The organism is Trichocoleus sp. DQ-U1 (assembly GCF_039961925.1).
Classification (GTDB): Bacteria; Cyanobacteriota; Cyanobacteriia; order Cyanobacteriales; family FACHB-T130; genus FACHB-T130.
The window spans coordinates 1-15815 of sequence record NZ_JAMPKB010000011.1; the positions used below are offsets into that span (position 1 = coordinate 1).

Below are 15815 nucleotides of genomic sequence, written 5' to 3' on the forward strand. Positions count from 1 at the left end.
TTTCTTGTTCGTATGCTTTGACTACTTTTTCTCGAAAGTCGATGGAGTAAGGTTTCATTCTACCTGTTCATGCACTGACCTCAATGTACTCTATATACCTGCAATCTGCTGTAAAGAGTGCGCTCGCTCAATCTTTGACGTGTTTCGCTACATTCCTATTTGGTTTAAAGGACATTGAATTACTAGCCGAAACCTCGTTTGCGCTTGTGGTTTTTAGGCTTTCTCTCAATAGAGGCGATACTTCCATTTTCATTTTTCACCCATTGTAGTTTTTCCATCCATTCAATGTCGGGTTCTAATGCTATCTCAGATGAAGTTGGGAACATCCCGGTCAATTCTTTGGAACCATAAGTTACTGCTATCTCTTCTGCGGCTAGCACAGACTGGTACAAGTGTAAAAGAAGATTTGATAATAAAGCATAGAGAGCGGACGGCGTTTTAGGAACCTTATGGTATGCAGGAAATATAGGAGCAAATATATCTTCCCTCATAAATAGAGCTGGTTTTATACAACCATCAGAATTTACAAACTGCCAAGTCACTGCACCATGCCCTAAAATACACAAACATCTAACAACTTCGAGTCTTTTTAATTTTTTATTGATATCGAAGAACCTCTCGACAATTTTGTTCATTTCAATTTCTTCTTTAAGAGATGTTGCAATAATCGCTGAGTAGAGAGGATTTTTTAATCCGTGAAAGCAGCCGTCAAGGTCATAATTTTCTACTAAACGATTAGCATTTGTCTTTGGTCGATCAAGTCTATTACAGACTACAAGCTTCTCCATCGCTTCATCAAGCACTTTATAGTCAATAGACTGTTTGACTTCGCAAATAGCGTAAACGCCCTCGATAGGAAAATGAACTCTTCTTGACTCTGGTGTTGCCCCTGCTTTAATTGCAGGAAACCATAGGTCATTGAATATGATGATGTCACAGTCTCCCGCGGTTCTACCCTGCCCGTCATTAATTACTCCTGACTGCACAGAGTATCGATTAGGAAGAAGGTAGCGCAACTCTTCACGCAAAATATCCTCTACACCTGGTCCAGAGTCGTAATTGTCGATGTTCATCTCCTTCTCTAACTGAACTCTAAGACGAATGGCTTTTTCTAGACCAATACAACGCTTGAGGAAAGATTTTTGAAGTGTTTCAACCCTATCTTCTCTCGGTTGCCATTTTGTTGTATCAGGCAGTTCTGGCATCTTATCATCTGCATTTTTGGGGCTTCTTGCTGGTGGAACTGCTTTTGCTCGTTGACTTTTATTATTTTTTGACATAATGTAATTTACTGGTGGTTCGTGTGTCGTCTATGCATAGAAATCAAAAGCTAAAAGGATTTTGATTTTCGGCTCCTGACTCCTTCAGCTAAAGCTTGCAATTTAAATCTCAGACGCTCGACGGCTACACCGCCTCAACCTATGCTTGAGTCTCTGTTGATTGATGCACGCGCTCCTGTAATCGTTCAGCTTTGGAGAAGTTGTTCTTTTGCACGTGTTTCATGGCTCGCTTGTGTGTAAATTTCCACTCCAAACATCGCTCGTGAAGCGCTTTTCTTGCTTCATCTTGTCGAAGAAACTGACGGCTTTGCGGTGTGACAGATTACTTTCTGTTAGGGCGATCGCGTTGTCATTACCTTTTTAATTTTGCGCCTGCTGAAACGCTTCTATCTTTTCCTTGCCCGCAGGAAGATCAGAGCCGACGACATAAAAATCTTGTGGATAAATCCAGTGGGTGCCTAGAGGCCCATGAATTTGAATTCCGGTCATGACGGCGTAGTTAAACACAGAGCGATCGAGACTATTTAAGAGGGCTTCGACATCGTCGGAAATAATTTTAGATGCCAACTTTGTAATCTCTATCAAATCGGGTTTGTCCCCATAGGTAAGGGCTGAAAGAATTTTCTGCCGGATAATTGTTTGTTCAATATCCTGCATATCCATTTCTAGTTTCAGATGACCAGATGCCAATTCTTTGACGACTGTTTCTAATGCTCCACAAGCATGGGAAACTTTTTGAACGCCATCTCGATAAACCTTACCAATATCACCATGTCTAGAAATAGCGATATGGGGCATCGCATAGAAGGTAAAACGACGGATACCATCAACGATAGGGGTATGGTCAGTCGCAGCGGCTAACCCCGTTTTCCCCATCATGACGAACCCGGCTAAGCTGCAACAATTAAAAGTTTTCCCCCAGTATCGAATTACTTCAATGAATAGGGGTTCGGCCACTTCATCCCGACAAATTGCTATCATTCCCATCGTGTTTTCGTCACAAAAACCGTAGGAACTCAAGCTTTGGAAAGTCTTTCTCATGTACTTGCTCATGGGAAGTGCCCCTGGAAAGTGAGTTTGCAGCGTTTCATGAAATGCTGGAAACACGTTAGGGTCATATCCATTGAGCGTTTGGGGGATAGTTTCGCCAAGCTGATTGACGTGATGGGTCATCTCTTAACTTCTCCTAAAGAGCTTGCAAAATCCGTCATTGCGTAGCTTAAACTTAACTTCACACCCGTCCTTGAGGATTCGGGCAATATTATTGGTTTTAACACTAGATGAGTGAGAAAGCTCTTGCCCTTGCCATTTCAAAGGTTGGCAAAGCCTCCGAACTCCCTCAGCTAAAGCGTTTAACCACAAATTTTAGACGCTCAACGGTTGCGTCGCCTTTTTAACCGATGCTTGACTATCAGACGAATGCTGCACCCGATTGAGCCAGCGTTCAGCTTGATAGTAGTTGCCTTTTTGTACCTGTTTGATAGCTTGATTGAAGTGCAACTGCACGCCCTAAACATTCTTAGGGAAGCGCTTTTCTTGCTTCATCTTGTCGAAGAACCCAACGGGCTTCAGGGAGGAACAGACTACCTTGTGTTATGGCGACACCAACATCCCTTTATACAGATTATTTACTATTGCACCATACGCCAAAAGTAGTATTTTTTGCTTGCTAACCACTTCAGGAAACGAGAGGTAAGCCCTTACCTTGCGTACCTTTGCGCTAACCTTTGCGTACCTTTGCGTTAAAAAATTAACCTTTGTTCTCTCGTTTCCACAGCCCTCGTACCAGTCGAATCTCATCAAAAGTATAGATTTCCCCTAGAGAATCTCGAATCTTTGAGAGTGAAGTAGCACCCACCTCTTGAATTGCTTTTAAAATGGGTTCTTGACGTTCTAGGGGCACTAATGAGTTTAAATCCACAGGCTGATTCATCGAAATCAGTTCCGCTAGATGATCTAAAATAGTGCCTATCCGCAAGTTACGTTTTAGAGCAATTTCCTCAATGCTCAAACCTTGCATATACAAATCCAGCGTCGCTAACTGGGTGTAGCTAGGGTGATTTTTTTGAGGAATTGCCGCAACAGAAGTGGACTTCAAAATTCCTTGTTCTTTACAATAAGTTTGGATTTCAGCAACAAATCGCTCACCGTATTGAGCTAATTTATAATCTCCAACACCGGAAATTTTGCCAAATTCCGGCAAGCTCTTAGGTTGCATTTGAGCCATCAGCTTTAGGGTAGAATCTGCAAAGACGACGTAGGGAGGCACGGATTGCTCATCAGCGAGTTGTTTGCGAAGCTGGCGCAATTGTTCATAGAGCATTTCTACTTCTACTGCCATTTGCGGTGATTCATCTATTGCGGTAACAATTGGAACGGCAATCTGCACCTGACGCTGACGCCGCAAGATTTCCCAGCTTAAAGTATTGAGCCTCAAGACGGAATAACCGTCAGTGGTTTGATCGACAAGTCCTTGATGTAAAAGCGATCGCCCTAACATCTTCCAATCTTCTACACTTTTATCAGTGCCGATGCCGTAGGTAGAAAGTTCCTGATGTCCATTCTGATAAATCTTCTGATTTTTTGAGCCGCGCAGCACATCGATAATGTAATTCATCCCGTATCTTTCTTTGCATCTAGCGACACAAGAAAGAAATTTCTGCGCTTCAATTGTCCAATCTTGCACGGGTTTAGGAAAACGGCAGTTGTCGCAGTTGCCGCAATTTCCCGCAAAACGTTCGCCAAAATAACCCAATTGTATTGTGCGGCGACAGTCTGTACCTTCCGCATAATCAATTACCTGCCGCAATTGTTGACGAGCAATTCTTTGCTCTTGCGGGTCAGTTTTTTGGTCAATAATATACTCAATCGTCTTCAAATCGCCGTAGCCAAAAAAGACCGTACAACGCGCAGGTTCTCCATCTCTTCCTGCCCTTCCAGCTTCTTGATAGTAACTTTCTAAATTGCGCGGTAAGTCGTAATGAATGACAAAGCGCACATCTGGCTTATTAATTCCCATGCCAAAGGCAATCGTTGCTACCATTATTCGCACGTCATCTCGAATAAAGCGAGTTTGATTGGAAGTCCGTTCTTCATCATCTAGTCCTGCATGATAAGGTAGCGCTGAGATGCCATCTTTTTGTAATCGAAAGGCAATTTCATCCACACGGCGACGACTGAGGCAATAAATAATCCCGGAACCTTCAGTTGTGCGAATTTGCTTTAAGAGTTGGGAGTAAGCTTGTTTTTCTTTTGGCTGAACTTCGTAGTAAAGATTGGGTCGATTAAAACTGGCAATGTGAATACTGGGTTGCCTGAGCGCCAGCTGTTGGATAATATCTTGACGGACGCGATCGGTAGCGGTGGCGGTAAGGGCTAAAAAGGGCACATTCGGATAGCGTTGGCGTAATTGTCGCAATTGCCGATATTCTGGGCGAAAATCATGTCCCCACTCAGAAACGCAGTGCGCTTCATCAATGGCAATCGAGTGAATTCCAATTTGGTGTTGCACCAAATCTAAAAAGGGCAAAAATTTTTCTCCCAAAAGTCTTTCTGGGGCAACGTAGAGTAGTTTGATGCGGCGATTGAGGATATCTTGTTCGCGCGATCGCACTTGTCCCCAACTGAGACTACTATTGAGAAACGTCGCGCCAATGCCGTTATCCCGTAACGCTTCCACTTGATCTTGCATCAAGGCAATCAACGGCGACACTACCACGGTTAAACCAGATTTCAGTAGGGCTGGTAGCTGAAAGCACAAAGATTTTCCTCCGCCTGTAGGCATCACAACCAGCAAATCCTGGTTTTGTAGCGCTTCTTCAATAATCTGACGTTGCCCTAGGCGAAAGCTGTCGTAACCAAAGAAATGTTTGAGTGCCTGTTCGAGAGAATGAAACTGGGGCATCTTCCGAAGGATGAAGGATGTTAGCAAAGCGGCGCATCCGCGCAGGATCAAAAGGATGAATGAAGAAATTCCGAATTCTCCGCAAGGGAGTTTCAGAGTGCTGTGGGCATCCAAAACTGCTGCCCGAAATTGGTTGCGCTAACGAGAGCCTGCTTTACGAATCATAATGATACTTGGAAAGTCTATTAGTAAATTAACCCATGCCGAAAGCAATCTGGAATGGTACGGTTTTAGCCCAAAGCGATCGCACCGAAGTCGTGGAAGGAAACCACTACTTCCCCGCTGATGCTATCAACCAGCAATATTTCAAAGATAGCGATACCCATACCAGCTGTCCTTGGAAGGGTAAAGCCAGTTATTATTCCATCGAAGTCGATGGGCAAGTCAACAAAGATGCGGCTTGGTACTATCCCCAAGCCAAGGACGCCGCCAAGAACATTGAAGGATACATTGCCTTCTGGAAAGGCGTCAAAGTCGAAGCATAAGCCAGTAGAGGCACGGCAATGCCGTGCCCTTCGCCTGGAAGGAATGACCTATCACCTGGCACGATTCCAAACTACGTCTTCCAGAAGACGGATGTAGTGTCCCTTCCTTTGTTCAACCATCAATAGTAAACGGGTCAAAGTAGAGGAGGGGCGATGCAACTTGGTGACAAAGTAGCACTGATTACAGGTGCGGGTTCGGGCATCGGAAAAGCAGCAGCAGTGCTGTTGGCGAAAGAAGGTGCAAAAATCGCAGCCCTAGGGCGGACTGAAGACGAACTCAACGAAGTCGTTGCCCAAATCCAACAAGCCGGTGGAGAAGCCATGCCGGTACTCGCCGATATCTCCGAAACAGAGGAGATGCAACAAGCGGTACAACAAGTAATCAATCAATGGGGACGCCTTGACATTGTATTTGCGAATGCTGGAATTAATGGCGTCTGGGCACCGATAGAAGAGCTAGAGCCTGAAGAGTGGGACAAAACGATTAAAGTCAATTTAAAAGGCACGTTCCTCACCGTTAAATACGCCGTGCCTCATCTCAAGAAACAAGGCGGTTCTGTCATCATCACCTCCTCCGTCAATGGCACGCGGATGTTCAGCAACAGCGGTGCGACAGCTTATTCCTGCACCAAAGCGGCTCAAGTCGCATTCACCAAAATGGTGGCGCTAGAACTAGCCAAACACCGCATCCGCGTCAATGTGATTTGTCCGGGTGCGATAGAAACCAATATTAATGAAAGCACCGAACGACGGGACTTGGAACAAGCTCGTGAACCCGTGGAGTATCCGGCAGGAAAAATCCCGCTAACGGATGGTAAACCTGGCTCCTCTGAGCAAGTTGCCAACCTGGTGCTATTTTTAGCTTCAGACGCCTCCAACCTGATTAGCGGGACGGAAATGTGGATTGATGGTGCCGAATCCTTACTTGCTGGCTAAAACATCCCAGCCCCCTTGATCGGGAGGGCAAGAACAAATCTCAGAAAATGCTGGTATTTGCGATAGTTTCTGCTATGATAGTAAACGCCATGAGCGGATGTGGCGGAATTGGCAGACGCGCTAGATTTAGGTTCTAGTTTCGCAAGAAGTGAAGGTTCAAGTCCTTTCATCCGCATGAGTGACGATCGATAACTCCGTAACTAACCGAGGCTAAAAGCCTCGGTTTTGTTTTGAGTGGGTTGCGATCGCTGTGATTCTATCGAACCACTCCAGGATGCTGAGGGGAAGAGGAAGACAGAGGAGCGATCGCTTGACGTGCATCTAGACGAAAAAATGGGCATCCTAAGATTACGAGTATCTAGGATTGTGACATTATGGCAGCTACGCCTGAGAGTCTCCAGACGTTTGTTAGTTTCTGCAAGCAGCACATCAAAGGACATGAGAAGAAGGAAGCTCAAACGTTTCTAGATCGCTTTTTCCGAGCGTTTGGGCATGAGGGGGCAATGGAAGCGGGGGCGACTTACGAGGAAGCGATTAAACAAGGCAGCAAGAAGGGTAAAACAGGCTTTGCTGACTTGGTATGGAAACCTCGCGTGTTGATTGAGATGAAAAAGCGCGGGGAAGACTTGAGTAAACATTATGCTCAAGCGTTTGATTATTGGACTCGCTTAGTGCCAGATCGTCCTCGGTATGTGTTGCTGTGCAATTTTGATGAGTTTTGGATTTTTGATTTTGATACGCAACTGGATACACCTGTAGACAAAATCTCGCTAGAGCAACTGCCAGAACGGGCAGGAGCTTTTGCATTTATGGAGTTTGGCAACAAAACTCCTGTTTTTAGAAATAACCAGGTACAGGTGACGGAACGCGCTGCCCGTCGCCTAGGAGAATTGTTACTAGAACTAGAAAAACGCGGCATTGAAAAGTTAGTGGCTCAGCGGTTTATCCTTCAGTGCGTGCTGGCGATGTTTGCCGAAGATCGCCAATTGTTACCCCGAGATATGTTCATTTCTTGCGTTCAAGATTGCATGAATGGGGCAAGTTCTTATGATGTACTGGGGGGGTTATTTCAGCAAATGAATTTGAAGGGAATTACCCCAGCGGGACGTTATCAGGGTGTGGACTATTTTAATGGAGGATTATTTGCCACTATTCATCCGATTGAGTTGACGCGGGAAGAACTAAATTTTCTCGATGTGTGCGCTAGAGAAGATTGGAGTAAGGTTCGTCCAGCTATTTTTGGCAGCTTATTTGAAGGGACGGTTGATAAAAAAGAGCGTCACGCCAAAGGAATTCACTACACCTCAGAAGCGGACATTATGAAGATTGTTCGCCCAACTATTAGCCGCTATTGGGAGGAGAAAATCGAAGCGGCAAATACAATTGGGGAACTTTCAGCATTGCAATTGGAATTACAAAGTTATCGCGTACTCGATCCGGCTTGCGGTTCGGGTAATTTCCTCTATATGGCGTATCAAGAACTGAAAAGGATTGAGTTGTTGTTGCTAGATAAAATTGCCGAACGTCGCAAATCTCCCCGCGAACAGTTGCAAATGGGTTTTGTGACGCCACAGCAATTTTACGGCATCGATACGAATCCTTTTGCAGTGGAATTAGCGCGGGTGACGCTGATGATTGCCCGTAAAATTGCGATTGATAATTTTGGTTTGTTTGAGCCTGCTTTACCTTTGGATAGTCTGGATAATAATATTGTTTGTCAGGATGCGCTATTTACACAATGGCCTAAAGCTGATGCAATTATTGGAAATCCTCCGTTTTTGGGTGGCAAACACATGAGGATAGTATTAGGGGATGAATATATAGATAAAGTTTTTAATCGATTTCCAGACGTTAAAGATTCAGTAGATTTTTGTTCTTATTGGTTTCGTTTAGCTCACAACCACATTGGGCAAAAAGGTAGGGCGGGTTTAGTTGCTACTAATTCAATTAGTCAAGGAAAGAGTAGAATTGCTGCTTTAGACTATATTGCTCAAAATGGTGGCTATATTCATGAGGCAATTTCTACTCAAGTTTGGTCAGGAGAAGCGAAAGTTCACGTTAGTCTGGTTAATTGGAGTAAGGAAAAACCGCAAATTTATTATATAGATAATCAGGTTGTTTCAATATTAAATTCTTCCCTGACCGCGACTATTGATGTTTCACAAGCTGTTCGATTAAAAGCCAATCTCGATAAATGCTTTCAAGGTGTCATTCCTGTTGGCACGGGCTTTATTATTACGGAACAGCAGGTAAAAGACTGGATTAAAGCTGATCCCAAGAATCAAGAAGTCTTGAAGCTTTTCTCAATGGGTGCAAATCTAGCTCAAAATCCAAATGGCAAGCCTGAACGTTGGATTATTGACTTCAGTAATAAGTCTATTGAAGAAGCCAGTAATTATGAATTACCTTTTCAACACGTTCGGCTTAATGTTAAGCCTGAACGAGAACAAAACCGCGAACTTGTTATGAGGGAGAAATGGTGGAGGTTCAAGCGTACTAATGAGGGAATGAGAAACGCGATCGCTTTTCTCTCTCACTACTTCACTGTTCCCAGAGTTTCCAAGTGGGCTGTATTCATTCCTGCACCTCTAAACTGGCTACCAGGGGATTTAAACACTGTGGTTGCTTCAGAAGATTTTTATATCCTTGGCATTTTATCATCTAAAGCTCATCGTTTCTGGGTTAAAGCTCAAAGCTCAACTCTAAAAGGTGATACTCGCTACACTCACAATACTTGCTTTGAAACCTTCCCGTTCCCCCAAAAGCCTGATGCTAAATTAGTTAATAAAATTCGCGCCAAAGTTACGGAACTCCATCAATATCGCACGCAACAGATGGAGGCGAAACAGTGGGGAATCACCACACTTTATAATAAATTTTTTGATGAGCCAAGCAGCCAACTTTATCAACTTCACGCACAACTCGATCAACTGGTGATGCAAGCTTACGGATTTAATCCCAGCGACGACATCTTAGAGAAATTGCTGCAATTAAACTTAGAACTAGCAGAAAAAGAAAAACAAGGTGAAACGATTATAGGGCCGTGGGCACCGAATTGAAAATAGGCGCAATATGCAGGAAAGTATATGCTACGTGATCGCGATTTCCCCAAGCAGCACCAAAATGCGATCGCGATTTCCCCAAGCAGCAGCAAAGCGCGATCGCAACCAGAAATAAAATTATTGAGTCTTCAGCTTTAAATCTTGGCGCTGCTGCCAACGCTTCTTCAACTGAGATTTTTTCAACTCTCGCAGCCGCAGCCGCAACTGATTGACATTGGGATTCTGTTTACCATAGCGCCAACTGACATAAGCTTGGGTAATCTCGTCAATTGCCTTAGCAGATTCCGGTGGCTGGTGTTGATACGCCAGATAAGCATACTCCAGCGGCGTCTGGGCTGGATGCTTCGCGTATCCCTGAGTGCGTAAATTTGCCAACATTTCCTGGTAAAGACTTTCCATCGGGGGCAGCTTCGCTAACCATCGACGGTACAGCCATACACGTACACCATTCCAAGCCAGCCAGCCCAAGAAACCTAGGCAAATGGCTAAGATGAGACCGGCGAATAAGCCCACCCAACCCCTGGATAACAGTGCCCACAGCCAGATGATTCCCCCAATCAGCCAGGTAGCGATCGCACCGAACACGTTATTCAGCCAACTGGTGAGTGGCGAAGGCAACCAACCAGCAACCCACTTCCAGAATTGGCGCAACACGCTAAAAGTTTGGTCTTCTTCAATTGAAGGGGGAATGAGTGGATGCGTGGGAATCGGATCGAAAGCAAACCAACCGTTACTCGGAAAATACACCTCCGTCATCATATAGGCATCAGTGTTGCGGACGATGTATAAGCCAGTGAAGGGGTTGAACTCGCCAGGGGAAAAACCCCCCACCAGTCGCGCTGGGATACCAATCGAACGCAACATGATCGTGAGGACGCTGGAAAAGTGGTCTGGATAGCCGCCTTTGTACTTGAAAAGAAACGCCTCGACTAAGTCTTCATTTTCACCCAAAAATGGCAAGCTATTGGGATCGGATGGAATTGTGTAGTTTTGTTTGAGATATTGAGCCAAGTAGAGGGCTTTTTCGTAAGGCGAGGTGATGGGTTTTCTCGACTTCGCTAAGATTTCTTCCGTTAGCTGCCGCACTTTGTCCGCAATTTGCGGGGGAACTTGCAGATAGTAATTTCGGATAGGTTTGGAATAGTCCGTGGACGCCTGCCCCAAGCGAGTGCGATCGCGGTAAGGGACTTCTGAAACTACCGTGTAGGTGAGTCCCTCCTGCAACAGTGCAGGCGATCGCACGCTGCCTTCTGTATCCAGTGCCACTCTCGGCGTGGGGTAGTAGAGTTCCTTGGGAAACGCCAGGGCTGGCAGCAGATTCGCCATCTCAGACACCACTGTATAGGTCTGAATCACCTCCCTGGTTTTCCCAGTAATGAACTGTCTGGGGATAAAAAATCGGTATGACCAAGGTGGACGCTCTACCGTCTGCGTTTGATTGTCGCGGGAAATCTCCCACCCTTGACCCGTGTAGCGGTCGAACCCCAGCACCCGCCAAAATCCCTCTGACTGGGAGCGTACCCGCATTAACACCTTGGGCTTCATCCCTCCCCGTAGGTTCTGGTTAATCTTGCTGTTAAAGCCGTAGTAAAAGGTATCATCTACTTTGCCAGGGCCAGTGTCTTGGTTTGACCCACCACCAGAACCTTCCTTGCCCTGTTTACCAGGGTTAACAATGCCACGGTTATTGTCGGGAAAATCCTTTTGGGCGAGATTGCTGGGGGCACTGACGGGAAATGTCTGTAGCTGATAGCTAGGAAACCGAGGCATCAGGGCAAAAATGGTCAGCCCCAGTCCTACAATCGCTAAAAAGTTGATACTGAAAAATTTCCAATTAAAAATTGGGGAATTCCCCTTTTTTAATTTTTCATTTTTCATTTTTAAGTGTTCCAAACCGAGCCGCGAACGGTAATCTAGCACCAACACCGGCAGCCCGATGCCTAAGAATAAGAGCAATATGGGTGCAAAAGCAAACGTCTGGCTCACCGTCCCAGCAACACCCAACAAAATCAGCCCGATCACCATCGAATAGCCCAAGTCCTTGCGACGAGGTAGATCGAAGCTGTGCAGCACTTGCAGATGAATTAACAACTCTGCCAGCACCAGCCGGGTATCGTTCAGTTGCCCAAACAGATTTTTCAAGAAAACTGCCAGTGCCACCAACATTCCAATCGCCAGTAAGAACTTCACTGGCACATTGCGATCGCGTCGTCGATACCAACTCCACGTCGCTCCGGCAATGCTGAGCGGCACAGCCCACAAGCTAATCTGCGTCTCGGCTGCCACATCTGTCGCAATGATTCCTACCACCACGAGCGCCTGCACCAGCACCCGCAACAGAATGGATTCTTCCGTTTCGGGCATCGGCATCGCCGCTAGCCGCTGCCTAAACTGATTAAAAACTGGTAGACGCCGCATACTGGTGATTAGTCAATCGCTAATTGCTCATTGCTAATTGTTCTATCACAGTTAGCCATTCGCCATTCGCCATTCGCCATTTAGTTACCGACCGCGATCGCAAAAATCAGCGGTTGCCGATCGAGTTCCTGAAACTGAATCTCCAGAGGATAAGTCTGGTTGGCTTCCAAATCAAAGGATTCTACACTCAAATAGCCCGGATAAGTGCGCTGTGCCGTTGCCGAGCCTTGCGGGGTTCGTAAGGTTAACCTACCGCCGCGAGGCAAGCGCGTCTCAATCCGGCATCTGGGAACCCGCCCCTCTAACTGATATTCCGCCCTGAGAGTCATCAGTCCAACTGTCGTCTGCCACTGCCGCTCTACCGGCTGCCGATCCGGCGATACAGGCAGCGTCAGCGCATTGATGATTTCTCTAGCCGCCAATAAGGACAGCGCCATTTGTTGGCTGTCTGTCGCCTCTTCATAACGATTTGTAAACAGTTGCTGCTCTTGAGGAGAACGGGTCGGATAGAGCAGCACCAATCCTGCTAACTGGTTCAGTGCCTGGGGTTGCCCTGGAAATAAGGCACTGGCAGCACGCACCATTTTTGCCCCCTGTTGCAGCGGCGACTGCATCGCCTCCTGGCAAGAGTTTAGCAGTTGTGTTAAAACCGTTTCGGGTAGGGTGACTGGCAGACTAAAGTTAGAAAGCTGCGGTGTCCATAGGGGAACCCAGCTGTTTGCTTGGCTGTCTGAATAGTCAGGTTCATAATTACGAATTTCCGTCTCCCAGGGAAACAGGGGCGGATTCCGTTCAATTTCTGTTTGTAGTTTGCGCTTCAAAAGCGCATGGAAACGATTTTGCACAGTCGGTATTTCTCCTCCCAAGTTGAGTGGTTGACAGCCTTGGGTCGCTTCACCGAAGTGGTCGGTCACTACGCTCAAGTCTTCTGAATCCAGTGGGTCTAACGCATCCAATTCCAGCTCTGCCGCCACCAAGTCGTCTGTAGGAGCAGGCGGCTGTTGGGGTGGTGGCGTTGCTAAAGGATCGCCATCCTCTAGCAGACTTGCCAGAAAGCGGTTTTCTATCGCTTCGGAATTGTTGTCTAGGTCACTATTCATCTTGAGATGCACTTGCTCCGGATACTGAACGATTGCGAATTTCCCAGGCAATCTCTAGCAGCTTGAACCACCGCTTCTCAACCTGGGAAACCGTACAACCCATAGTTTGAGCGATCGCTGCATTTGGGAATCCCTGTTGCTTTAATCGTAGTAATTCCGCCTGCTCTTGGCTCAGCATTCCTTGAAATGTTTGCCACTGTTGCGGCGTCAAACCCAAATTCCGTTCTAAATCCGCTTCCAACCACTGATGCACCAGTTCCCAGCGCTGGGAAAGAGCAAATCGAATCAAATGATATTTGAAGCGTTGCTGCAAATAATCCCTTTGGCGCGGCGTCAAACCTAAAATTGCTTCAATTTCCCCGGCGGATAAATCTTTCAGACGCAAAGTAAAATAATCGGCGCATTCAGTTTGCTGGCGCTCTTTCAGATAAGCCAGCAACTCCTTAATCACCGTCTGGCGCAGGCTTTTTTCCAGGGGTTCGGATTCGTGAGCGACCATCGCCTCCCGCACCTGCTGCACCGTCGCTTCATTCCAAACCGAGTCGGAATCAGTGGCAGATCCCTCTGCCGCTTGCTCCATATCTACGGAAGTTTCCGGGGGTTGTTGTTGCGAAAAAGTTTGCGCCCGCAGGATGATTAATTGCTGAGTGCGATGACCGGGCAAAGGAATGCGCCGCTTGCCGTAGCGCTCAGCAAAAGCCATATACTCTGCCAGTTCTAACAAAGTATGAGGACGATACGCCGGACCCATTCCGCTTTCTCGTCGAAATGCATTTAAGGACTCAGCATAAAATCCCTGTAAGAAATCTTCTATCAGAGTCAGCCGCGCCTGGTAGCTCGTAGGCACCTGCGACGGTGTAATGTAGCGATAGATAATAGCACTGAGGGTGCTGTGTAATTCTACTCGTCCCCGGTGTGCCCCCATTTGGTAATAATGAAGACATTGTTTCAGGCGAAGACGAGCCAGTGTTGTTGCCCAGGTTTCGATGTCTCCTGAGTCCTGGATGCGCTTACTCTCAGTGCAAATCCGGGCGACTTCGCTAGAGATGCGCGCCGCAACCTCACGACAGTTCTGCTCCGACGCCTTGGATGACTCTCGGAGTTCGTTAAATAGTAGTTGAAAGATTGCATCCACCACTCTCTGGTAGATTTCCCCACAATGGCTGATTGTTGTCAAAACCCTAGCATACCCAACTACGACACGTTAACGGCAGAAGACCCCAAATAGTCCTTATGAACTTAGACCAACAAATTCAAGCTTTGATTGATAAAGCGCCCCTCTATCGCATCCCACCTAAGTGGATTACGGAAATTGCACCCGTTCTCGTAGACTATGCGACTGAGCTGCAACATTCCGAGTATTACATTCTCCAGAGTCAGGAAGATGGTTGGCTGTTGACGACCCTTAGCAATCGCGCCCAAGTCAATCTCGAAAAAAATGTGATACACGCCTTTTCAACTTTAGAAGACGCCAACCTTTTCTCTTCCGTGCCAGATCCGGAAATTATTGCCTTGCCAGAACCTGTAACTCACATTTTGTTTGAAATGGTTGGCAGAGATATTGTTGATAGCACGATTTTCTTTGAAACTCCCGGTAATCGTACCACCGGGGCTGAAATTTTTCGGGAAAATTTGCTGAACCGGATTAAAGAACACCGGCAACAACACTGGCCTTCCTTCAACTCTAATCCCAGAAATTTGCCCCCCGATATCGCTTGAGTCATGGGCTTTTTGTAGGGTGGTGTTGTCCGCCCTACGAATCATTATGATTCTTTGAGCGTGTAACGCCGAATAAACCCTACTAATTTTTAGATTTTTTAATAAACCGGATTCGATACGCTGCAACGTCCGTTAGATTAACTGACCTCCGTGGAAACGCCAACGCGGAAACAAAATTCGCATGATGGTATGCGACGCCAGATAGACGCTCAGCCACACGAGACTGTAGTGCAGCACAAACCCTTGCAATGGCAGATCCCGTCCTACACCCGGTAAGCTAAATATTTTTACCAGCAACCCGATAAATACTGCTTCCCAAATACCGGCAAGCAACTGTAAAGCTCCAGGCCAATCTCGATCCCAACGGAATTTCTGGATATAGTCATATAGGAGATCCCAGCCGAGTCCAAAAACCGCAACATACCCTAGTATCCAGAAAAAAAGCAAGTCGGCACCGGGACCAATAACGCCCAAAGCAAAGGGCAACGTTACCAACGTGCCCACTGTTGCGAGTAGAAATAATCGGGTTTGCCAACGACCAAAGAGCGTCGGAGTCATGGTAAATTTTTAATCCACTTACCGCATCAGTTTTCAAGCTTCAGTTCGGGCAGTCCGGACGTTTCTTTTTTGCGTAAATGACCTTCATAGACTGTTCCGACTTCTAGCTTAGATGGGCATTTCACCCACACAGAATTTCCAACAATTGGCAGCCCTGTCGTTTCAGACATGACATTGGCTTCTTCGGGGTCGGAGATACAGCCAAAACCCATGTAGTCAGCGATTTCCTTCATTGTCAAATCTTCTAGAAGGTAGCTGCTGCTCATCTCGACTTCCTTACACTTGAACAGCCTGACTTCAGGTAAAACTTCGTTAAAAATTTTGAGTTTTCGCACTTTATGGCCTCCATTCCG

13 protein-coding genes and 1 tRNA gene are annotated in these 15815 nt (G+C 46.3%); 5 read left to right on the plus strand and 9 right to left on the minus strand.

From position 1 onward, the window contains the following. Positions 1 to 182 precede the first annotated feature (182 nt). The 4 genes from NDI34_RS06780 to recQ form a co-directional block, all read right to left on the minus strand. Positions 183 to 1280, minus strand: a complete 1098-nt coding sequence (locus NDI34_RS06780) for a DUF6602 domain-containing protein (protein ID WP_348232233.1) — start codon at positions 1278 to 1280, stop codon at positions 183 to 185. Between the two features lie 360 nt (positions 1281 to 1640). Beyond that, entirely contained in the window at positions 1641 to 2453 is an 813-nt protein-coding gene (locus tag NDI34_RS06785) for a hypothetical protein (protein ID WP_348232234.1), read from the minus strand. A 192-nt stretch (positions 2454 to 2645) separates the two neighbouring features. After that, positions 2646 to 2786 (minus strand): hypothetical protein, encoded by a 141-nt coding sequence (locus NDI34_RS06790; protein WP_348232235.1) that lies wholly within the window; start codon positions 2784 to 2786, stop codon positions 2646 to 2648. A 244-nt stretch (positions 2787 to 3030) separates the two neighbouring features. After that, on the minus strand, positions 3031 to 5184 hold the full coding sequence (gene recQ / locus NDI34_RS06795) for a DNA helicase RecQ (RefSeq protein WP_348232236.1): 2154 nt from the start codon (positions 5182 to 5184) through the stop codon (positions 3031 to 3033). A gap of 200 nt (positions 5185 to 5384) precedes the next feature. Here recQ and NDI34_RS06800 point away from each other — a divergent pair, with 200 nt between their 5' ends. From NDI34_RS06800 to NDI34_RS06815, 4 genes are all read left to right on the plus strand, one after another. After that, on the plus strand, positions 5385 to 5669 hold the full coding sequence (locus NDI34_RS06800) for a DUF427 domain-containing protein (protein ID WP_190410277.1): 285 nt from the start codon (positions 5385 to 5387) through the stop codon (positions 5667 to 5669). Between the two features lie 153 nt (positions 5670 to 5822). Beyond that, on the plus strand, positions 5823 to 6605 hold the full coding sequence (locus NDI34_RS06805; RefSeq protein WP_348232237.1) for an SDR family NAD(P)-dependent oxidoreductase: 783 nt from the start codon (positions 5823 to 5825) through the stop codon (positions 6603 to 6605). 93 nt (positions 6606 to 6698) lie between these two features. Beyond that, positions 6699 to 6780: transfer RNA gene (locus NDI34_RS06810), tRNA-Leu, on the plus strand. Between the two features lie 199 nt (positions 6781 to 6979). Continuing rightward, entirely contained in the window at positions 6980 to 9664 is a 2685-nt protein-coding gene (locus NDI34_RS06815; RefSeq protein ID WP_348232238.1) for a DNA methyltransferase, read from the plus strand. Between the two features lie 120 nt (positions 9665 to 9784). Here NDI34_RS06815 and NDI34_RS06820 read toward each other — a convergent pair whose 3' ends face one another. The 3 genes from NDI34_RS06820 to hetZ all read right to left on the minus strand — a co-directional run bounded on the left by NDI34_RS06820 (position 9785) and on the right by hetZ (position 14353). Next, positions 9785 to 12085, minus strand: a complete 2301-nt coding sequence (locus tag NDI34_RS06820; RefSeq protein ID WP_348232239.1) for a DUF3488 and DUF4129 domain-containing transglutaminase family protein — start codon at positions 12083 to 12085, stop codon at positions 9785 to 9787. A gap of 80 nt (positions 12086 to 12165) precedes the next feature. Continuing rightward, the gene (locus tag NDI34_RS06825; RefSeq protein ID WP_348232240.1) at positions 12166 to 13185 is read right to left on the minus strand and encodes a hypothetical protein; all 1020 of its coding nucleotides are present in this window, start codon (positions 13183 to 13185) and stop codon (positions 12166 to 12168) included. Continuing rightward, positions 13178 to 14353: a heterocyst differentiation protein HetZ gene (gene hetZ / locus NDI34_RS06830; protein ID WP_348232280.1), complete on the minus strand. Its 1176-nt coding sequence runs from the start codon at positions 14351 to 14353 to the stop codon at positions 13178 to 13180. Before hetZ ends, NDI34_RS06825 begins: the two co-directional genes overlap by 8 nt. Before the next feature lie 65 nt (positions 14354 to 14418). On the opposite strand from hetZ, the gene NDI34_RS06835 reads away from it, so the two are divergent. Further along, positions 14419 to 14904 carry a hypothetical protein gene (locus NDI34_RS06835; protein ID WP_348232241.1) on the plus strand — a complete coding sequence of 162 codons (486 nt, stop codon included), beginning with the start codon at positions 14419 to 14421 and terminating at the stop codon, positions 14902 to 14904. A 132-nt stretch (positions 14905 to 15036) separates the two neighbouring features. On the opposite strand, the gene NDI34_RS06840 is transcribed toward NDI34_RS06835, so the two are convergent. Both NDI34_RS06840 and NDI34_RS06845 read right to left on the minus strand, forming a co-directional pair. Further along, entirely contained in the window at positions 15037 to 15462 is a 426-nt protein-coding gene (locus tag NDI34_RS06840) for a hypothetical protein (protein ID WP_348232242.1), read from the minus strand. Positions 15463 to 15488: 26 nt separating this feature from the next. Beyond that, positions 15489 to 15797 carry a hypothetical protein gene (locus tag NDI34_RS06845; RefSeq protein ID WP_348232243.1) on the minus strand — a complete coding sequence of 103 codons (309 nt, stop codon included), beginning with the start codon at positions 15795 to 15797 and terminating at the stop codon, positions 15489 to 15491. Positions 15798 to 15815 lie beyond the last annotated feature (18 nt).